The 18,935-nt window shown below is 67.3% G+C and carries 17 protein-coding genes; 7 read left to right on the top strand and 10 right to left on the bottom strand.

Annotated elements, in window-relative coordinates:
* Nucleotides 1–51: 51 nt before the first annotated feature.
* Together B7L05_RS09355 and ribA are read left to right on the top strand one after the other, a co-directional pair.
* Nucleotides 52–834 (top strand): exodeoxyribonuclease III, encoded by a 783-nt coding sequence (locus B7L05_RS09355; RefSeq protein ID WP_085810000.1) that lies wholly within the window; start codon nucleotides 52–54, stop codon nucleotides 832–834.
* Entirely contained in the window at nucleotides 831–1,901 is a 1,071-nt protein-coding gene (gene ribA / locus B7L05_RS09350; protein ID WP_085809999.1) for a GTP cyclohydrolase II, read from the top strand. The genes B7L05_RS09355 and ribA overlap by 4 nt, the downstream gene beginning before the upstream one ends.
* Nucleotides 1,902–1,924: 23 nt before the next feature.
* On the opposite strand, the gene B7L05_RS09345 is transcribed toward ribA, so the two are convergent.
* Both B7L05_RS09345 and B7L05_RS09340 read right to left on the bottom strand, forming a co-directional pair.
* Nucleotides 1,925–2,590, bottom strand: coding sequence for an HAD family phosphatase (locus tag B7L05_RS09345; protein ID WP_085809998.1), 666 nt, complete (start codon nucleotides 2,588–2,590; stop codon nucleotides 1,925–1,927).
* Nucleotides 2,587–3,264 (bottom strand): YggS family pyridoxal phosphate-dependent enzyme, encoded by a 678-nt coding sequence (locus tag B7L05_RS09340; protein ID WP_085809997.1) that lies wholly within the window; start codon nucleotides 3,262–3,264, stop codon nucleotides 2,587–2,589. Before B7L05_RS09340 ends, B7L05_RS09345 begins: the two co-directional genes overlap by 4 nt.
* A 22-nt stretch (nucleotides 3,265–3,286) precedes the next feature.
* Here B7L05_RS09340 and B7L05_RS09335 point away from each other — a divergent pair, with 22 nt between their 5' ends.
* On the top strand, nucleotides 3,287–3,841 hold the full coding sequence (locus B7L05_RS09335; protein ID WP_085809996.1) for a thiamine phosphate synthase: 555 nt from the start codon (nucleotides 3,287–3,289) through the stop codon (nucleotides 3,839–3,841).
* Nucleotides 3,842–3,865: 24 nt separating this feature from the next.
* Here the strand turns inward: B7L05_RS09335 and B7L05_RS09330 are convergent, their stop codons facing one another.
* From B7L05_RS09330 to B7L05_RS09315, 4 genes are all read right to left on the bottom strand, one after another.
* Entirely contained in the window at nucleotides 3,866–4,573 is a 708-nt protein-coding gene (locus tag B7L05_RS09330; protein WP_085810088.1) for a porin, read from the bottom strand.
* A gap of 623 nt (nucleotides 4,574–5,196) precedes the next feature.
* Nucleotides 5,197–6,978, bottom strand: a complete 1,782-nt coding sequence (locus tag B7L05_RS09325; RefSeq protein WP_085809995.1) for a YbhB/YbcL family Raf kinase inhibitor-like protein — start codon at nucleotides 6,976–6,978, stop codon at nucleotides 5,197–5,199.
* A 317-nt stretch (nucleotides 6,979–7,295) separates the two neighbouring features.
* A complete protein-coding gene (locus B7L05_RS09320) occupies nucleotides 7,296–8,078 on the bottom strand; it encodes a trans-aconitate 2-methyltransferase (RefSeq protein WP_085809994.1) in 783 nt (260 codons plus the stop codon).
* Nucleotides 8,079–8,097: 19 nt separating this feature from the next.
* The gene (locus B7L05_RS09315; RefSeq protein WP_144037211.1) at nucleotides 8,098–10,128 is read right to left on the bottom strand and encodes a TonB-dependent siderophore receptor; all 2,031 of its coding nucleotides are present in this window, start codon (nucleotides 10,126–10,128) and stop codon (nucleotides 8,098–8,100) included.
* Between the two features lie 296 nt (nucleotides 10,129–10,424).
* Between B7L05_RS09315 and B7L05_RS09310 the strand changes: the two genes are divergently transcribed.
* The 4 genes from B7L05_RS09310 to holA are packed head-to-tail and all read left to right on the top strand — an operon-like array spanning nucleotide 10,425 to nucleotide 14,915.
* Nucleotides 10,425–10,862: a DUF3576 domain-containing protein gene (locus B7L05_RS09310; RefSeq protein WP_085810087.1), complete on the top strand. Its 438-nt coding sequence runs from the start codon at nucleotides 10,425–10,427 to the stop codon at nucleotides 10,860–10,862.
* 8 nt (nucleotides 10,863–10,870) lie between these two features.
* Nucleotides 10,871–13,393 carry a leucine--tRNA ligase gene (leuS, locus tag B7L05_RS09305; RefSeq protein ID WP_085809992.1) on the top strand — a complete coding sequence of 841 codons (2,523 nt, stop codon included), beginning with the start codon at nucleotides 10,871–10,873 and terminating at the stop codon, nucleotides 13,391–13,393.
* Entirely contained in the window at nucleotides 13,390–13,902 is a 513-nt protein-coding gene (lptE, locus tag B7L05_RS09300) for an LPS assembly lipoprotein LptE (RefSeq protein ID WP_085809991.1), read from the top strand. Before leuS ends, lptE begins: the two co-directional genes overlap by 4 nt.
* The gene (gene holA / locus B7L05_RS09295; protein WP_085809990.1) at nucleotides 13,899–14,915 is read left to right on the top strand and encodes a DNA polymerase III subunit delta; all 1,017 of its coding nucleotides are present in this window, start codon (nucleotides 13,899–13,901) and stop codon (nucleotides 14,913–14,915) included. The genes lptE and holA overlap by 4 nt, the downstream gene beginning before the upstream one ends.
* 7 nt (nucleotides 14,916–14,922) lie before the next feature.
* Here holA and B7L05_RS09290 read toward each other — a convergent pair whose 3' ends face one another.
* From B7L05_RS09290 to mnmG, 4 genes are read right to left on the bottom strand one after another with little or no spacing between them, the layout of a single operon-like run.
* Nucleotides 14,923–15,822, bottom strand: coding sequence for a ParB/RepB/Spo0J family partition protein (locus B7L05_RS09290; protein WP_085809989.1), 900 nt, complete (start codon nucleotides 15,820–15,822; stop codon nucleotides 14,923–14,925).
* Nucleotides 15,819–16,601, bottom strand: a complete 783-nt coding sequence (locus B7L05_RS09285) for a ParA family protein (protein WP_085809988.1) — start codon at nucleotides 16,599–16,601, stop codon at nucleotides 15,819–15,821. The genes B7L05_RS09290 and B7L05_RS09285 overlap by 4 nt, the downstream gene beginning before the upstream one ends.
* A complete protein-coding gene (locus B7L05_RS09280; RefSeq protein WP_085809987.1) occupies nucleotides 16,598–17,218 on the bottom strand; it encodes a 16S rRNA (guanine(527)-N(7))-methyltransferase RsmG in 621 nt (206 codons plus the stop codon). The genes B7L05_RS09285 and B7L05_RS09280 overlap by 4 nt, the downstream gene beginning before the upstream one ends.
* The gene (mnmG, locus tag B7L05_RS09275) at nucleotides 17,215–18,933 is read right to left on the bottom strand and encodes a tRNA uridine-5-carboxymethylaminomethyl(34) synthesis enzyme MnmG (RefSeq protein WP_144037210.1); all 1,719 of its coding nucleotides are present in this window, start codon (nucleotides 18,931–18,933) and stop codon (nucleotides 17,215–17,217) included. Before mnmG ends, B7L05_RS09280 begins: the two co-directional genes overlap by 4 nt.
* Nucleotides 18,934–18,935 lie beyond the last annotated feature (2 nt).

Here is an 18,935-nt window from a genome sequence, read left to right as displayed (position 1 = left end):
ACCAAGCTGCACGGTTGCCGTTATCGCCGCGACAGGTCTAAAGCCCGCGGCGTGAAGATCGTCAGCTGGAACATCAACTCGGTTCGCTTCCGGATTGCGATCGTCGAGCAATTCCTGCGCGAAAATGCCCCTGACGTCCTGTGCCTCCAGGAAACCAAGGTGGTAGACGAGGACTTTCCGGCCGACGCGTTCCGCGCGCTCGGCTACGATCATGTCCTGATCCACGGGCAGCGGATGCACCACGGCGTAGCGATCGTCAGCCGCGTGCCGATCAGCGAGGACGACCGGCTAGACTGGCAGGCGAACCGCGAAGCGCGCCATATCGGCGTGCGCCTGCCCAACGGCGTGCGGCTCGAGAACGTCTACGTTCCCGCGGGCGGCGACGTGCCCGATCGCGAGGTGAACGCGAAGTTCGGCCAGAAGCTCGATTTTGTCGAACGGATGACGGCGTGGTCCGCCTCGCTCGACTGCCCGACGATCCTGACGGGCGATTTCAACATCGCGCCGCTGCCCGAGGACGTGTGGAGCCACAAGGCGCTGCTCAAAGTCGTCAGCCATACGCCGATCGAGGTTGCGGCGCATGATCGGCTGAAGTCGTCGAACGACTGGGTCGACCTGGGGCGGCATTTTCATCCCGCCCCGGCGCGGCTGCATACCTGGTGGAGCTATCGCTCGCCCGACTGGACGAAGAACGATCGCGGTCGCCGGCTCGATCACATGTGGGCGACCGGCGATGTGGCAAAAGCAGCAACGCGGCACGTTGTGTTCGAGGCCTGCCGCAGCTGGGCGGCGCCGTCGGATCACGTGCCGATCATGACCGAGTTCGCCTTTTGAGCGATCCGGCCGCCCGCACGGATGCCGCACGTAATGTCGCGCGCGCGATCGATGCGCTGCGCCGGGGGTGGCCGATCCGCATCGGGGAGCTGGCGTTGCTGCCGATCGAGACGAGCGATCCACTGCGGCTCGCGGCGTTCGATCCTGCCGAGGCGGCGCCGGTGCTGCTGTCCGCCGGGCGGGCGGAGACGCTGAAGCTCGCCAATCAGAAGGACGCGGCGATCCCCGACGCGCCCGTGCTGGTCGATCGTGCACCTTGGGTCGATTTCGCTGCGGCGACCGCGCTCGCCGATCCCCAACTCGACCTAGCGACCCCGCTGAAGGGGCCGTTCCGCGCGCTGCCGCTGGTCGCCGCCGACGATGCCGCCGCGGCGCTTCGCCTGGCGCGTGTGGCGGGGATGCTGCCGGCGTTCTTCGTGTTGCCGGACGGCGCGGGCGAGGTGGCGATCGCGGCGGGTGACATCGACGCGCACGAAGATGCGCTGCGGCTGTGGATCGCGGCGCGCGCACGCCTGCCGGTTGCGCATGCAGAGGACGCCGAGATCGTCGCCTTTCGCACCCCGGAAGGGCCCGGCGAGCATGTCGCGCTGCTGATCGGCGCACCTAACGGCCAGCCGCCGCTGGTGCGGCTGCACAGCGAGTGCCTGACCGGCGACGCGTTGGGCAGCCTGAAGTGCGATTGCGGGCCGCAGCTCGATGCTGCGATCAAGGCGATCGCCGCCTCGGGCTGGGGCATCCTGCTGTATCTGCGGCAGGAAGGGCGCGGGATCGGGCTGGTCAACAAGCTGCGCGCCTATGCGCTGCAGGACCAAGGCTTCGACACCGTCGACGCGAACACGCGGCTTGGCTTCGCGATTGACGCGCGAGATTTCGGTGTGGCGGCGCGGATGCTCGACCTGCTGGGCCAGCGCGCGGTGCGGCTGCTGACGAACAACCCCAACAAGGTGGCGGGGCTCGAAGGGCGCGGGATCACGGTGGTGGAGCGCGTGCCGCACTTCCTGCCGACCAATCCGCACAACGAACAGTATCTCGCGACCAAGCGCGATCGCACCGGGCACCAGCTATAGGGTCGTTCGCGACGCCTTAGCGGTCACAGTCCGAGTTCGCGGCGTACGTACTCGAAATCATGCGCGATCGTATCGACGCCGATTGCGCGCAGCGTCGCGTCATGCCCGATCGCGCAGTGGCGGCCGGCGCACAGACCGATGACGTAGCCGCCGCTCGCCACCGCGCCCGTCGCGCCGACGGGCGAGTCCTCGAGGATCGCGCAGCGCTCAATCGGAACGCCGAGGCGGGCCGCGCCGTAAAGATAGAGATCGGGTGCGGGCTTGCCGCGCGTGACGTGCTCGGCGCCCGAGTAGACGTGGCCGCCGAATGCGTCGGCAAGGCCGAGATGGGCGAGATGGGTACGGATCCAGCGCGTCGAGCTCGACGACACGACCGCCTTCGGCAGATCCGCCGGCAGCGAGCGGACGAAGGCGACCGCGCCGGCGACTTCGTCGATCCCCTCGGCGAGCACGCGGTCGTTCTCGATGCGGCGCGCTTCGTCCCATTCGGGGGGCAATGGACCGCCGAAGCGATCCTCCAGGCGTGTGATGAAGTCGCGCCCCGAATAGCCCATGAAGTTCGCCATCGCTTCTTCGGTGGTGGTGGGGATGCCCGACGCGGTCAGAAAATCGGCGATATGCCGGTTGCCGAGATACTCGCTCTCGATCAGCACGCCGTCGAAATCGAACAACAAGGCGTCGAATTTCATGCGCTTGGCTCCACCGCTGGACGCGCGCCGAACAGCGCCGATCCGACGCGCACGTGCGTCGCGCCGATCATCACCGCGGTTTCGAAATCATCCGACATGCCCATGCTGAGGTCACCGACTCCCTCTTCGCGCGCGATCTTGGCGAGCAGCGCGAAATAGGGCGCGGGCTCGAGTCCGGCCGGCGGGAGACACATCAGCCCGGTGACCGGGAGGTCGGCGGCGCGTGCCTCGGCGAGCAGGGCGGGGACATCTGCAATCGCGCAGCCGCCCTTCTGCGGCTCGGCACCGATGTTGACCTGAACGAAGCAAGCGGGACGGCGGCCCTGCGCCTCCATCGCGCGCGCGATTGCGGTGACGAGCGAGGGGCGGTCGACGGCGTGGATCGCATCGGCGATCGCCACCGCATCGGCGGCCTTGTTCGACTGCAGCTGCCCGATGAGGTGGAGGCGGGTGTCGGGGTAGCGTTCGCGCAGCGCGGGCCATTTGAACTGCGCTTCCTGGACGCGGTTCTCGCCGAAATCGCGTTGCCCGGCAGCGAGCAGCGGTTCGATCGCGGTCGCGGGGTGCGTCTTCGATACCGCGATCAGCGTCACGTCGTCTTGGTCGCGACGAGCGAGCCGGGCGGCATGGGCGATGCGGCCGCGGATCGCGGCGAGACGGTCGTCGGCGTGCATCGCGCGGGCTATAAGCGGGGCGATGCAGCGCCGCCACCCCATCGCGACCGATCGCGTGCCCCGTGTGTGGCTGATGACCGACGAGCGGACGGGCGATGGTTTGTGGCGCGCGGTGCGCCGGCTGCCGCGCGGCGGCGGCATCGTGTTCCGGCATTACGCCACCCCGCTGGCCGAACGGCGGCGCCTGTTCGCGCGGCTGCGGCGCGTCGCGATCGCGCGCGGGTTGGTGCTTGTGCGCGCCGGCGCCACAGCGATGCGCGGTGAAATGGGGCGCCACGGGTTGGCTGAAAAGGGGGGCGAAGGAGGGCTTCGAAGGGGTTTGTTGACGGCGCCGGTGCACGATTGGCGCGAGGCGAAGGCGGCGCGGCGGCAGCGCGCGGACTCAGCGTTCGTCTCGCCGGTATTCACGACGCGATCGCATCCCGGCGCGGGGGCGCTAGGCGTGCGCCGCGCGACGCGTTTGGCGCGTGGGTTGCCGATGGTCCGAGTCGCGCTTGGCGGAATGACAGCGCGGCGCTTTCGCACCCTGCACGGCTTCGATGGATGGGCGGCGATCGACGCGTGGCTGGGCGACTAGCCTAGTCCGCCAGCGACGCCGGCGTCAGAAGCGGAAGGCGGTGCCGACGTAGACCGCCTGGCTGTCGCGACGGTCGTCAGCGAAGCGGGCGAGCCGCTCGCGTTCGGACTTGTAGCGCACCCCGGCGGTGAGATCGATGTTGCGGGTGAGCGAGTAGGAACCGCCGACGTCGAGCGAGTAGGTCGGCGCATCCTCGACCAGCTTAGGCGCGCCGGGCAGCGCGCGATCGGCAGCGGCCTTCACGCGGCCGGTGAAGCGCGGTAGCGAGTAGCTGACACCGACGTCGGCGATCTCACGGCTGCCAGGTGCGCCGGCGAGATCGACCTTGGCGACATCGCCGGTGACCGCGAAACGCTTCCAGCCGACGGACACGCCGAGATTGTAGGCGACCGGCACCAGACCGACCGTGGGCGCGGCGACCGCGGCCACGCGATTGCTGTCGTCGACGCGATTCGAACGGGCGCGGACTGCCACGGTGACCGGGCGGTTGCCGCCACGCGCTTCCGACGGGGTGAAGCGAAAGTCGCTGCTGCCAAGGCCGCTGCGCGCGAACGCGGCAGCAAGGCGCGGATCGGCCGCCGCGGGGGTGAAACCGCTGACGCTGCGCCCCCCTACGAATCGCTTGGGCATCTGCCGCTCGACTTCGGAGGCACCGAACGCGGGCGCGACGGCGAGCGACGCGGCAGCGAGTGCCACGAACGATCCACCGATGAGCGCACCCTTGCGAAACACGAGTCCCTCCAACCCCTTCGAAACGTTCGTAACACGATTGGTTCGCACGCCGCCATCGGCGCGGGCACATTTTGGCCGCCTTTTGGCGAGAGTGTTGCATAGTATCCACAACATCGCCGGAAGCTGAACGGCCGGACCCACGAATCGCGGCGGTCGGCCGGCCCAAGTGGCGTGAAGCACCATCGCCTGTTGCAAGTTCGTGCTGCGCGGCGACCCTTGCTGGCCGTCGCCTCACGCGCATCGTCCATGCTGCTTCCATGCTGCGGTCCTGGTTAGCTGCGCCAGACCGCCGAAGCGAAAGAGGGACAGTAGCCGCACGTCGAGTCACCGTGTGCCCCACGCGCCCGAGGTAGCGTGGCGCATGTGGGATGGCACCGGGGCAATCCCCGTCGCCGATGCCGGTCGGATCTTTGCTCGCGACACAACCGCCGCCCGATAGTCTTTTAAAAGCCCCCGTCCGCTCAGTCACCGTCGCCTTGCAACACTGCTCGTTCACACCATGCCGGTGGCTGATGCGATCGCTCCGCATGACGTGGCTCCGGAGGAGCGGGACCGTAGCCAGGTGGGTGCCACGCCAGCGCCGCCGGCAGTCGCCCGGCGCCGTGCGGCGCCTCGCGATCGCGTCACCGCGGCTCGCTGTACGTGCCCACGAGGTCACCGGTCGCGATGACATGGCCTGCCGCGGCGGAGAGCAACTGGTCGCGCGTCGCGCCGAGCGGGAGGTCGAGCTGTCGGTCGAGCGCCAGCAGCTGGAAATGATAGTGGTGCGGCGCATCGCCCTTGGGCGGGCGCGGGCCATACCACCCGACGCTGCCGCGCCCTGTCGCCCCCTGCATGATCCCCGCGAGCGGCCCGCCGCTCAGCCGGTCTCCCTCCTGCAGGCCAGCCGGCAGGCGCGTGGTGGTGGCAGGCACGTTCCAGGCGACCCAGTGGACGACAGGTTTCGCACGCCCGTCGGGATCCTCCGCGACGATGGCGTAGGACACGGCGCCCGGCACCGCCGACCAACTGATCTCAGGAGAAATGCTCAGCCCATATTCGCTGTGATCGCGCGGGATCGCGCCGTTCGCTTGGAAGGCGGCGGCGGTGACGGCGATACGACCGGCGCCCGCAGATCGCGTTTCGGGCCGGGCCAGCGCGAGCGGCACGTTGGTACCCCGCGCCGCTTGTTCCAGCATCGGCCCCGCCGGCGGTGTCAGCGGCGCCGCGTTGCCGGTCGCGCCGTCATAGGTGATGCGGTAGAGCACGCCGTTGGCGTCGTCGGACAGAAGCAGCGAGCCATCGCGCATCACCGCCACGCCGGCGAGGCGCCCGTAATGGCCGGTGCCGTCGCGGCTCATGAAACCGCTGACGAACGGCTCGATGCGCTGCGCCTGGCCTTGTGCATCGAAGCGAATGCGGACCAGCTCATAGCCGGAGGCGGGCTTGCGGTTCCAGCTGCCGCGCAAAGCGACGAACGCGTCGCCCGCCACATCGGGGCCGAAGCCGCCGCCGGGATGAAACGCCCATTGCATTCCTGCCGAATGCGCGACGTGCATCAGCACCGGATTGGTGGAAGCGGCGGCCCATTGCGCTCCGGCGATGCCGCCCGGCGGCTCGTCCTGCGGATTGAGCTTGCCGTCCTCGAATACATAGGGCCAGCCATAGCGCCGCCCGCGTTCGAGCTTGTTGACCTCCTCGCGCTGGAGATCGTTGCCGAGCCAGTCGATCCCCTGATCCCATCCCCACAGCTCGCCGGTGCGGGGGTGCCAGCCAAAGCCGATGGTATTGCGTAGCCCGGCGGCCCAGATCGTGCGCGCCTTGCCGTCCAGCCCGGCGCGCAGCAGCGTCGCATTCTCCGGGCTCGATTCATCGCACGCGTTACAGGTCGATCCGGCGCTGATGTAGAGCATGTTGTCCGGCCCCACCGCGAGCGTCCGGTTCAGGTGCTGGCCTGCATCGGGGAGATCGTCGATCAAGGTCTCGGTCGCGCCGATCCCCCCGTCGGGACGCAGCGGCGCACGGAACACCTCGCGTGCGGTCATGAAATAGAGCATCCCGCCATGGATGGTCAGGCCGTGCAGCCCCGGCCGATTGACGACCACGGTCGGCGGGCCGTCGGCGCGGCCGTCGCGGTTTGCATCGACCAGTCGCACGATGTCGGCTTCCGACCGGCGGCTGACATAGACCGCCCCGTCAGGCGCCACCGCAATCATCCGCGCATTGCCGAGATCGCTTGCCCACACGCTCGCGCGATAACCCTTCGGCAGTTTCAGCTTGGAGGCGAAATCGGGGCCGGGCTTCAATGGGGTCAGCTCGTAGAACCAGGCCTGTACGGGGCGCTTGTCGCGATCTTCCGGGCTGCTTTGCGCGGCTAGCGGGGCGGTGGTGGCGAGAAATGCGGACGCGAACAAGGCTGCCTTCATGCCGGAATCATCCTATCGGGGAGGTGCAACAATGCTTGAGAGCGGCACGGGGCTCCCCGAAGGACCGGACGATTAGGCAAGATCGATGCGCCGGCAGGGCCAATGCCTGCCGCGACGGGGCCACGCAGTCGACCAGGTCGGCGCGACTGTGTAGCCAATCAGCGCTAGCGGTCCGCCCGGCACAACGCAGACGGACGATCAACCGGTCACCGGGCCGACCTCCGATCGGTCTTCCGCGCTATACGGAGAACGGTTGTGCGACGATCATCGACTTGCCCGACATCAAAGACCTACGCTGGGAAGATCCACGCCGGCGGCTAACCCCGGCTACCAAAGCGGCCGGAGACGAGAAACGCCATGTCCCACAGGATCGTACCGCCAGCGGTGCGCCGCTCGTCGTCGAGTTGCTCGGCAAGGCTTTCCGGATCGACTTCGTGCGACCGAACGACACCGCGCTCGATCATACGCGGCAGCATCATGCGGATCAGCGTCGGCAAGAAGGATTCCTGCCACGGCTGGATCACGATCCCTTCGCTGTACGCCTGCTCGACGGCAAAACCGGATGCACGTACGAGATCGACCAAGCGATAGCCGAGCGTTACGTCGCCCTGCTCGGCCGCGACCGTGTTCCACGCCATGCCATAGCAGCGCCGATGCACCGGCAGATCGCCCGCACCGGCGGGCAGGGCGGCGCGCGCATGTTCCTGAAAGGCCAGAACGGTGCCGGGCTTCGCGAAATCTGAGAGCCGGGTTAGCGTTGCCGCGGCATCTGGAAGATACATCAGCACCCGTCGTCCAATAATCGCATCGAACCGGCCGAGTGCCGGCAGTGGTCCGCGAAAGTCCGCGAGCTCGTAGCGGACTGATGCGCTTCGGGTATCGGACGGCGCGGCGCGCGCCGCCGCAAGCGCCGTTGCGCTGCTGTCCACCCCGACGATTTCTCCACCGGGGCCGACCAGCGCGGCCGCCATGCGCGTAAGATCACCGTTTCCGCATCCGACATCGAGCACGCGCATGGTCGCGGAAAGGCCGATCCCGGCGAAAAAACGGGTGCTCGGAACATTGGCCGGATTAATCGGCATCGCTCCTGTATCAGGCATCGTCGGGCTCCGTGGCGGATCAGATTTCAAGGCGAAGCGAGGCACGCACCGTTCGTGGAGCGCCGGGATAGATCCACAAGGCGCTGTACGAACTGGCGGCGTAGCGTTGATCGAGCAAATTGTCGGCTTCAAGCCGGAAGCGAAGCCCTTGGTTGAGGGGCAGTTCGATCGCCGCCTTTACCTTCACGTAGTCGGGAAGCACGACCGGGGTCGCTGTCAGCGATCCCGCCCGGTCACCGACATAGGCGACGCCTGCGCTCGCCTGCCAATCGCCGCGCCGGGTTGGTTGGCGATAAACGACCAGCATGGTGCCCGAATGCTCCGGCACGTTGAGCACGGCGGGCGTCGGGAACGCCGTGTCGTCCGCCTTTGCATCGATCCATGCGTAATTGGCAACGATCTGCCAGCGGCTGGCCAGACCCATCGATGCATCGATTTCGAGCCCGCGACTGACGATGCTGCCGACAGGGGCAAGGAAATTCGGGTCGATTGGATCGGTGGTCAGAATGTCCTGTTTGCGGATGTCGAACCACGTCGCCGCCAGATCGATACCCGGCAGCTTTGCGGCGACGCCCACTTCGTAGCCGCGCCCCCTTTCCGGCCCGAAGCCAGCGCCGGTACGATCGGTGCCGGTGTTGAGCGAGAAGTTCTCGCCCCAATTGGCATGTATCGCGATCGCGTCCGTCACGCGGTACTGTGCGCCGACGCGAAAGGTGACAGGTTCGTCGATGGTGCGGCCGACGCCGCCGGTGTTGTTGTTGACGATCTTCTGCCGGTACGGATCGATCCGTGCGCCGCCGACCAGCGTCAGCCGATCGGTCACGTCCCACATGTCCTGCACGTAGACGGTGCCCGCCCATCGGCTTTCATCGTTGTTCGTGAAGGGACGCAGCGGGGCTGCTACTGATCCGTAGACGCGATCGTACAGGTCGATGGCATAGGGCGCGCCGGCCGAGGGATTGATGCGTAGCCAGCGTTCGCCGTAGAAGAAGCGATAGCCCTTCACACCGGCGCTAATACGATGACGGCCGATCCGGCCGGCGAGTTCCAACCGCCCAGACAAGTCGTCGACGCTGAAATCGCGCGACCGACGCTGTCGCCAGAGCGCGGTGCCGACGATGCGCGACTGATCGGCGGACAGGCCTTTCAGCGTTCCCGTCCGCCACACGATGCCGCCGTTCAGCGTCCAACCATCGCCCAGACCCGCCGATCCGGTCAGTTGATGCTGCTGCTGGCGCGATTTGGTGATCCCGTTCGACGGTTCGCCGTAATAAGCCGATCGTGGCAGCGCATTGGCATTGCCGTCGATCGCCGGAATACCGCGATCGAACGGCGTATCGTACTGGCTGATCTCACCAGCGTAGGTGAGGCGGAATGTGTCGTCCGGCTGCCACGTCAACGACGGCGCGACGACGCGGCGACGCAGCGAGACGGTATCGCGCCAGCCGTCGCTATTCTCCGCCGCCAGCACGATCCGTCCAGCGAGCGTCGAGGTCAGCGGGCCGGTAGCGTCAACGTCGATCCGGCGCGTGTTGAACGAGCCGTAGCCGATCGTCGCATTCGCATGCGGCGCGAAGCGTGGTACCTTGGTGACGATGTTGACCCGCCCGCCAGGATCGACGTCGCCGAACAGCGCGCCGGCCGGCCCTTTCAGCACTTCGATCCGCTCGGTCGTCGCGGGGTCGCGCGGCGGCGCCATGCCGCGGTTGGCGAGAAAGCCGTTCAGATAGTATTCCGCACCTCCGTCGGGGGTGCCCAGGAATCCGCGAACGGCAAAGTTGTCGATGACGCCGCCACGGTTATTCTGCTGGCTGAAGCCGCTGACGAGTTCGAGCGCGTCGCTCAGCCGGTACGTGCCGGCGGCATCGAGGATGTCGCGTTCGATCGACCGGCTCGACTGTGACATGCGCTCGGTAACGCGATCCGACGACAGCGCCCGATCAAGGGTGTTGCGCGTGCCCAAGACAACGATCGCATCGTTACCGGACTCCGGCGCGTCCTGTGCCGCGGCGGCAGATGGCACAAGACTAAGTGCGACCGTCGCGGCCATCGTGGACGCACGTAGCCGCGCGTGAGGGGGCGAGGGTGGCATTTCTGCTCCAAGACAGGGTGAAGAGAAAACGCTGCAGGGAGCAGCGTTATGTTGCAACGTATCATATATTGATGATGTCGCAGTGCAACACCGCAAATCATCTGATCGCGGCCAGTACGTAACTCCCTCTATCCGCGATGCTCGCACCCCCTAGCATCACCGATGGCGGCCACGGGCGAATCGGATCAACTTGCGGGCGGGGGAGGGGCCCTATAGAGCCGCAGCCAGTGAGTTTTTCCATCAGGACGATGCCGATGTTCCGCCCGTTGCGTTCCGCGCTGATCGTATGTGCCGCCCTTGCTGCAGCGAGCTGCGGCGGGGGGCGCGAGCGGCCGCAGACCGACCTTGCCGCCTCGCGCATCACGACGATCGGGGTGAACAGCTATCTGTGGCGCGCGACGCTCGACACGCTGAGCTTCATGCCGCTGCTGCAGACCGACTCGAACGGCGGTGTGGTGGTGACCGATTGGTACGTCAATCCGCAGACGCCGACCGAGCGGATGAAGGTGACGGTGTCGATCCTCGACCAGGATCTGCGCGCCGACGCGTTGCGTGTCGCGGCGCTGCGTGAGGTGAACCAGGGCGGCCAGTGGGTCGGCGCGCCGGTGGCGGCGGCGACGACGCAGAAGCTGGAAGACGTGATCCTGACGCGGGCACGCGACCTGCGCCGCGCCTCCTCCGCGATCAACTGAGGCAGGCGATGAGTTCGGGGACCGGCCAACGCTTCAACGCGCTTGCCGCGGACGCGAAATGGCAGCGCGTGTGGGACGAGCGGGCGACCTTTGCCGCTGACGATGCCTCGCCCAAGCCGAAGAGCTACGTGCTCGAGATGTTCCCCTATCCGTCGGGGCGCATCCACATGGGGCACGTGCGCAACTACACGATGGGCGACGTGCTGGCGCGCTTCCGCCGGATGAACGGCATGGAAGTGCTCCACCCGATGGGGTGGGACGCGTTCGGCATGCCCGCGGAAAATGCTGCGATGGAGAAGGGGGTGCACCCCGGCGGCTGGACGCGCGACAATATCGCGACGATGAAGGCGCAGCTGAAGCGGCTCGGCTTCGCGCTCGATTGGACGCGCGAGTTCGCCACCTGCGATCCCGATTACTTCGGGCACGAGCAGGCGCTGTTCCTGAAATTCTACGAAGCTGGCCTCGTTTATCGCCGCGAGAGCGCGGTGAACTGGGATCCGGTCGACATGACTGTGCTCGCCAACGAGCAGGTGATCGACGGGCGCGGCTGGCGATCGGGTGCGCTGGTCGAGAAGCGCAAGCTGAACCAGTGGTTCCTCAAGATCACCGCCTTCGCCGACGATCTGCTGCGGGGGTTGGGCGACCTCAAGGATTGGCCAGACAAGGTCCGGCTGATGCAGGAGAACTGGATCGGCAAGAGCCAGGGACTGACGTTCCGCTTCGCGCTCGGCGATGCGGCGGGGACGGGCGAAGGCGTCGTCGAAGTCTATACCACGCGGCCTGACACCATCTTCGGCGCGAGCTTCGTCGCGGTGGCGGCGGATCACCCGCTGGCCCAGCAGGCGGCGGCGCGCGACCAGGCGGCGGCGGACTTCATCGCCGAGTGCAAGCGCGGTGGCACCACCGCGGCCGAGCTCGAGACGCAGGAGAAGAAGGGGTTCGACACCGGGCTGAAGGCGACGCACCCGTTCGATCCGACGTGGCAGCTGCCGGTGTACATCGCCAATTTCGTGCTGATGGACTATGGCGTCGGTGCGGTGTTCGGCGTGCCGGCGCACGACCAGCGCGATTTCGAGTTCGCCACCAAATATGCGCTGCCGATCCGCCGCGTCGTGTCCGAGGGCGACAAGGATGCCCCCGAGTTCGACGGTGCCGAGGCCTATAACGGGCCGGGTAGGCTGGTGAATTCGCACTTCCTGGACGGGATGGACATCGAGGATGCTAAGCGCACCGTGATCCAGCGCGCAGAGGCTGGCGGGTGGGGTGAGGGGACCACCGTGTTCCGCCTGCGCGACTGGGGCGTCAGCCGCCAGCGCTACTGGGGCACGCCGATCCCGATCATCCACTGCGACGCGTGCGGCGCGGTGCCGGTGCCCGCTGACCAGCTGCCGGTGTTGCTGCCCGAGGACGTGAGCTTTGCCGTCCCTGGCAATCCGCTCGATCGGCATCCGACATGGAAGCATGTCGCCTGCCCGTCGTGCGGCGCCGACGCGGTGCGCGAGACCGACACGCTCGACACGTTCGCCGACTCTTCTTGGTATTTCATCCGCTTCGCCAGCCAGCCGAGTGACCGCCCGTTCGACCGCGCGGTGGCCGAGCAGTGGTTGCCGGTAAACCAATATATCGGCGGGGTGGAGCATGCGATCCTCCACCTTCTCTACGCGCGCTTCTGGACGCGGGCGCTGAAGGCGGTCGACCTGATCGACGTGGCCGAGCCGTTCGCCGGCCTGTTCACGCAGGGCATGGTGACGCATGAGACGTACAAGTCGCACGACGGCCGCTGGCTGTCGCCGGGCGAGATCGAGGGCGGCGTCGAGACGGCGACTGGGCAGCCAGTGACGGTCGGCCGCATCGAGAAGATGTCCAAATCGAAGAAGAATACGATCGATCCCGAGCCGATCGTCGACCAATATGGTGCGGACGCGGTGCGCTGGTTCATGCTGTCCGACTCGCCGCCCGAGCGCGATCTCGAGTGGAGCGAGAACGGCATCGAGGGGGCGTGGCGCTTCGTTCAACGGCTGTGGCGGCTGATTGGCGATGATAACGTCAGCGAGGGCGACGACGTCGGCTTGCGCAAGGTGGCGCATCGCACGGTGAAGGGCGTTGCCGAGGCGATCGAAGGGCTGCAGTTCAACAAGGCGGTGGCGCTGATCTACACGCTCGCCAATGCGATCGACAAAGCGGCGCCGTCGCGTGATCGCGCCGAGGCGCTCGCGACGCTGCTGCGAATCGTATCACCGATGGTGCCGCATCTCGCCGAGGAAGCCTGGGCGGCGCAGGGCGGCGACGGCCTGATCGCTGATGCGACCTGGCCAGCGGTCGATCCGGCGATGCTGGTCGACGACGAGGTGACGATCGCAGTTCAGGTGAACGGCAAGCTCAAGGACACGATCGTGCTGCCGAAGGGCGCAGCAAAGGACGTAACCGAGGCGCAGGCGCTGGGGCTCGACAAGATCGTCCGCGCGCTCGACGGAAAGCCGCCGCGGAAGGTGATCGTGGTGCCCGACCGCCTGGTGAATATCGTCGCATGAGGCGCTCGCCGCGCCCGCTTCTTGCGATCGCGCTCGCTTTGCCGCTGCTGGCGGGATGCGGACTGAAGCCGCTCTACGCCGGCGGCGCGTCGAGCCCGGTCGCGGCGACGCTGGCACAGGTCGAGGTCGCGCCGATCGAGGGCAAGGCGGGATGGCTCGTCGCCAATGCGCTGCGCGACCGGCTGGGCAAGCCGCAGGGTGCAGGTGCGCGCTATCGGCTGGAGATCAAGCTCGACGATCAGATTACCGGGCTCGCCATCCGCCGCGATGATTCGGTGGCGCGCGAGCGGCGGACGCTGCGCGCGCGCTACCAATTGGTCGAAGTGGGGCAGGCCGGCGTCGTGCTCGACGCGACCGCCGGATCGGACGCGGGGATCGACGTGGTCGGATCGGAATATGCCACGATCGCGGCGGAGAATACCGCGCTAGAGCGGCTGTCCGAAACGATTGCCGACCAAATCCTGACGCGCGTCGCACTCTACGTCGGGCGGGCGCCGGCGGCGCAATGAAGGCGACCGAGGCGCGCCTCAAGGCCGCGCTCGACCGGCCACCCGCCGACATTCGACTGTATCTGCTGTTCGGACCGGACGAGGCGGGGGCGATGGCGCTCGCCGATCGGCTGCCGCGCGCGCTGGGGCCGGACGCGGAGCGCGTCGATCTCGACGGCGCGACGCTACGCGGCGATCCCGCGCGGCTGGCGGACGAGGCAGCGGCGCTCTCGCTATTCGGCACCGCGCGACACGTGCGCGTGACGGGGGCGGGCGAGGAGAGCCTGGCGGCGGTATCGGCGCTGCTGGAGGCCGAGCGGGCGGGCAATCCGGTGGTGGTGATCGCCCCGACGCTGAAGGCGACGTCGAAGCTCGCCAAGCTAGCGCTCGACGCACCCAATGCGCTCGCTGTCGCCTGTTACGTGCCTAGTGTGGAGCAGCTGGAGGGGGTGGTCGGCGAGATCGCGCGGGAACACGGCCTGCGGCTCGCTCCGGGTGTCGCACGGCGGCTGGCGGGCGCCGGCGGCGGTGATCGCGCGGTGATCGCGCGCGAGATCGAGAAGCTGGCGCTGTACCTCGACGCCGATCCGACACGTACCGTGACGGCCGAGGAAGCGGCGCTCGACGCTATCGGTGCCGACCTCGGCGAGGTCGAGGCGTCCGACGTGATCGACGCGCTGGTGGCGGGCAAGCCGGCGGCGCTGGGGGAGGCGCTGCGGCGGATGGAGGAGGCCAATGTCTCGCCCGTGCCGTGGCTGCGCGCGCTAGCCCGGCGGCTGGCATCGCTGGCTGAGATGCGCGGCGAGGTGGCGGGCGGGGCTGACATCGGCGGCGTGATGAAGCGGCACCGCGTGTTCTTCAAGGAAGAGGTGGCGACGGGGGCGGCGCTGCGCCGCTGGTCACCGACGGCGCTGGCAGGTGCTCTGGCGATCGTGCGCGCGGCGGAGCGATCGGTGATGAGCGGAGCGAGTGCTGGGAACGTTCTGCCGGCGCAGGCGATGATCGAACTCGCCAGCCGCCGCGCGGGCGGATGACGGCGCGCTAGATCGGCTCGCCGCTGAGCCGCTGACAGATCATATCGAGCTGATCGAGCGTCGAATAGTCGACCGTTAGCGTCCCGCCGCCCGCATTGTACGCGATGCGAACCCTGAGCCCCAGGAGATCGCCAAGCTGCCGCTCGAGCGCGGCTACATCGGCATTGTCGGCCTCCTCACGCGTACCGGTCGATCGCGCCGTCTTGCTACGGACGGCGGCGGGTTTGGCGGCCTGTGCGAGCTTCTCGGTCTGGCGCACGGAGAGGCCCTTGGCCACGACCTGGCCGGCCAGCGCCTCGGCATCGGGCGCACCAATGATCGCGCGGGCGTGGCCCATGCTGAGCGTGCCGTCGATCACGCGGTCTTGGACGCTGCGCGGCAGATCGAGCAGGCGGAGCAGGTTCGCGACGTGACTGCGCGACTTGTGCACCGTCTTGGCGAGCACTTCCTGTGTGTGACCGAATTCGTCGAGCAGGCGGCTGTAGGCTTCCGCTTCCTCGATCGCGTTGAGATCCTGGCGCTGGATGTTCTCGACCAACGCAATCTGCATCGTCTCGGCGTCGGTATAGTCGCGGATGACAACCGGCACTTCGTGCAGCCGCGCGCGCTGTGCCGCGCGCCAGCGCCGTTCACCCGCGACGATCTGATAATCGTGGCCGTGCGGACGGACGACGATCGGTTGGATGATGCCGCGTTCCGCGATCGAGGCGGCGAGCTCGTTGAGCGCATCCTCGTCGAAATGGCGACGCGGCTGCTCGGGGTGCGGCGCGATCGCGCTGACCGGGATCATGCGGACGCCGCTCGCCGGGCTGCCCTGCGGATCGACGGGCGAATCGTCGCGTGAGATGTCGCCGAGCAGCGCGTTGAGGCCACGGCCGAGCCCGCCGCGCGGGCGCTTATCGGTCACGCCGCGACCTCCTCAACCTGCGGAAGCCGCGCGATCAGCTCGCGGGCGAGCGTGATATAGGCTTGCGAACCGCTGCAGCGATGATCGTAGATCAGCGCGGGCAGTCCGTGGCTCGGCGCTTCCGAGAGGCGCACATTGCGCGGAATGACGGTATCGAAGACGACACGGCCAAGCACCGCGCGAACGTCCGCCGATACCTGCTCGGTCAACCGGTTGCGCCGATCGTACATGGTGAGCGCGACGCCGATGATCGACAGCGATGGATTGAACCGCGCGCGGATCCGCTCGACGGTGGTGAGCAGCTGGCTGAGGCCTTCGAGCGCGAAGAACTCGCATTGCAAAGGCACAAGCAGCGAATCTGCGGCGACCATCGCATTCATCGTCAGCAGGCCGAGCGAGGGCGGGCAGTCGATTAACGTGATATCCCACCGCGCTGGCGCGGCGTCGAGCGCGCGATGGAGGCGGTGCGTTCGTTGATCGAGCTCGACAAGTTCGATCTCGGCGCCGGACAGATCAACCGTCGCAGGGAGGATGTCGAGCCGCGGGATCCCGCTCGCGACCACACCCTGCGCGATCGGCGCCTGATCGACGAGGACGTGATAGCTCGACGATGTGCGCTGCGCCTGGGTGATGCCGAGGCCGGTCGAGGCATTACCCTGCGGATCGAGATCGATCAGCAGCACGCGCTTGCCGGTTGCCGCGAGTGCGGTCGCCAGATTGATGGCGGAGGTTGTCTTGCCAACCCCGCCCTTCTGGTTGGCGACAGCGATACGGATCATCGATGCTTCCTCACGCCTGACGCGACGATGATGCCTGAAGTCGGCTCGGTTCGGCTCTGTTCCACGTGGAACAATCCAGCATACCGCCGCCGTGCGTCGCTCATTTCCGTCGTGGCGGATTGTCCTTTCGGGAGCAAGTACACAGTTTCGTCGTTCGCAAGATGGGCGGTGCTGGCGAACAAATCAGCAAGTGCTGCTACCGCGCGCGCGGAGATGACGCTGGCGATCGTGGCCGCCACTCGCTCTACTTTGCACTGGTGCACGGTAATGCGGTGAGACAGACCTTCGTCCTCGATCACCTGCTGAAGAAAGCTCGCGCGCATCCGACGCGGCTCGACTAGCACCACGGGTATGTCGCGGGCGAGGGCGACAACCATTCCGGGGAAGCCGGCTCCAGTTCCGACATCGATCCAAGAGTTGATCGACGCCGGGGCGAGGGGCAGAAGCTGCGCAGAGTCGAGCATATGCCGCAGCCAGAACGTGTCGAGTGTCGCGCGCGCGACGAGATTTTGCTCGCCGCTCTCGCGGCGGATGCGGTCGGCAAACCGGTCAAGCGCAGGCATCACAGGTGTACCGACAATGCTCTCGACCGCAGCGCGTGCCTCGTCCTCGGTCATCGCTGCGCCTTGGCGTCGAGCCACAGCGCCGTCAGCGCAGCTGGCGTGACGCCGCGCACGCGCGACGCCTCGCCTAAAGTTCGCGGACGCGCGGTGCGGAGCCGCTCGCGCATCTCGTTCGACAGACCAGCAATACGATTGAGATCATGGTCGGCGGCGATGTTGATGCGCTCGTCGCGTTTCATGCGTTCTACTTCCGCCGCTTGTCGGGCGAGATAGGGGGCGTAGCGAACGTCCTCCTCATGCTCGCGGATTAGATCGGCGTCGTACAGCGAGGGGTCGTCGCGGCCGGTTTGGATGGCGGCGCGTTGCGTGTCGCGTCGTTCGACATGCGCGAGGCGGTCCGCGGTAAGTAGACCAAGCATCTTGGCGTGCGGTGTCAGACGCGTTTCAGCGTTGTCCGCGCGCAGCGACAGGCGATATTCGGCGCGGGCGGTGAGCATGCGATAGGGCTCGCTGATGCCTTGCAGGATCAGATCGTCGATCATCACGCCGATATAGCTGTTGCTGCGATCGGGAAGGAATGGGGCGAGCGACAGCGCATGAGCGGCGGCGTTCGCGCCGGCGACTAAACCCTGCGCGGCGGCCTCCTCATAACCGGTCGTACCGTTGATCTGTCCGCACAGGAACAGACCGTCGAGTGCGGGCAGTGCCAGTGTCGCATCGAGTGCACGCGGATCGATATGGTCATACTCTACGGCATAGCCGTGCATCGTGATGACACATCGTTCGAGCCCAGGGATCGCACGGATTAAAGCGTCCTGCACATCGGCCGGCAGCGACGTCGATATGCCGTTGGGATAGATGATATGATCATCCAGCCCTTCGGGTTCGAGGAAGATCTGGTGGCCGTCGCGATCGCCGAAACGGCGGATCTTGTCCTCGATCGACGGGCAGTAGCGCGGGCCCTGTCCCTCGATCGCGCCGGTGTGCAGCGGCGAGCGGTGGAGATTGTCGGCGATAATTGCGTGGGCCTGCGGCGTGGTGCGGGTGATCGCACATGCGAGCTGAGGCCGCATGCGTCTTGCCGTCATCGGCGACATCGTCCACGGGTCGGCGTCCGAGGGCTGGGGTTCGAGCCTCGCCCAATCGATCGTGCGGCCGTCGAGCCGGGGCGGGGTGCCCGTCTTGAGACGACCCATCGGCAAGGAGAGTGCGCGAAGTTGTGCCGCGAGCGGAATCGCCGCCGCCTCGCCGACGCGACCGCCAGGCGTCTCGTCCGATCCGCGGAAGATGCGCCCGCCGAGGAAGGTTCCAGTCGCGAGGACTACACTCGGAGCCGCAATCTCTCGGCCGTCGGACAGTACGACGCCGTTAACGCGTCCCGAGGTCAGCGAGAGTGATGTGACATCACCGGCAACGACCGTCATGTTCGAGTCCGCCGTCAGCATTTGCTGGATCGCTGCGGCATAAAGGCGGCGGTCGGCCTGGACCCGAGGTCCCTGCACGGCGAGCCCCTTGCTGCGATTGAGCATGCGGTAGTGGATACCCGCGGCGTCTGCGGCGCGCGCGATCAACCCGTCATAGGCATCGACCTCCCGTACAAGGTGCCCTTTGCCTAGTCCACCGATCGACGGGTTGCACGACATCGCCCCGACACGAGATTGGTCGTGGGTAACAAGCGCAACGCGAGCGCCACGGCGCGCTGCAGCAGCTGCGGCTTCGGTGCCGGCATGACCGCCGCCAACGACGATAACGTCAAATCTCTGTTCCACGT

The organism is Sphingomonas sp. TZW2008 (assembly GCF_002117915.1).
Lineage (GTDB): Bacteria > Pseudomonadota > Alphaproteobacteria > Sphingomonadales > Sphingomonadaceae > Sphingomonas.
Note: the sequence above shows the minus strand (reverse complement) of the source record. Positions and strands in the feature narration are given on the sequence as shown.

Bases quoted from the DNA above. Each gene is read 5' to 3' on its own strand.
- B7L05_RS09345 (WP_085809998.1), bottom strand. From the start codon at position 2,590: ATGAAATTCGACGCCTTGTTGTTCGATTTCGACGGCGTGCTGATCGAG.
- B7L05_RS09340 (WP_085809997.1), bottom strand. From the start codon at position 3,264: ATGCACGCCGACGACCGTCTCGCCGCGATCCGCGGCCGCATCGCCCAT.
- B7L05_RS09335 (WP_085809996.1), top strand. From the start codon at position 3,287: ATGCAGCGCCGCCACCCCATCGCGACCGATCGCGTGCCCCGTGTGTGG.
- B7L05_RS09325 (WP_085809995.1), bottom strand. From the start codon at position 6,978: ATGAAGGCAGCCTTGTTCGCGTCCGCATTTCTCGCCACCACCGCCCCG.
- B7L05_RS09320 (WP_085809994.1), bottom strand. From the start codon at position 8,078: ATGCCTGATACAGGAGCGATGCCGATTAATCCGGCCAATGTTCCGAGC.
- B7L05_RS09315 (WP_144037211.1), bottom strand. From the start codon at position 10,128: ATGGCCGCGACGGTCGCACTTAGTCTTGTGCCATCTGCCGCCGCGGCA.
- B7L05_RS09310 (WP_085810087.1), top strand. From the start codon at position 10,425: ATGTTCCGCCCGTTGCGTTCCGCGCTGATCGTATGTGCCGCCCTTGCT.
- leuS (WP_085809992.1), top strand. From the start codon at position 10,871: ATGAGTTCGGGGACCGGCCAACGCTTCAACGCGCTTGCCGCGGACGCG.
- lptE (WP_085809991.1), top strand. From the start codon at position 13,390: ATGAGGCGCTCGCCGCGCCCGCTTCTTGCGATCGCGCTCGCTTTGCCG.
- holA (WP_085809990.1), top strand. From the start codon at position 13,899: ATGAAGGCGACCGAGGCGCGCCTCAAGGCCGCGCTCGACCGGCCACCC.
- B7L05_RS09285 (WP_085809988.1), bottom strand. From the start codon at position 16,601: ATGATCCGTATCGCTGTCGCCAACCAGAAGGGCGGGGTTGGCAAGACA.
- B7L05_RS09280 (WP_085809987.1), bottom strand. From the start codon at position 17,218: ATGACCGAGGACGAGGCACGCGCTGCGGTCGAGAGCATTGTCGGTACA.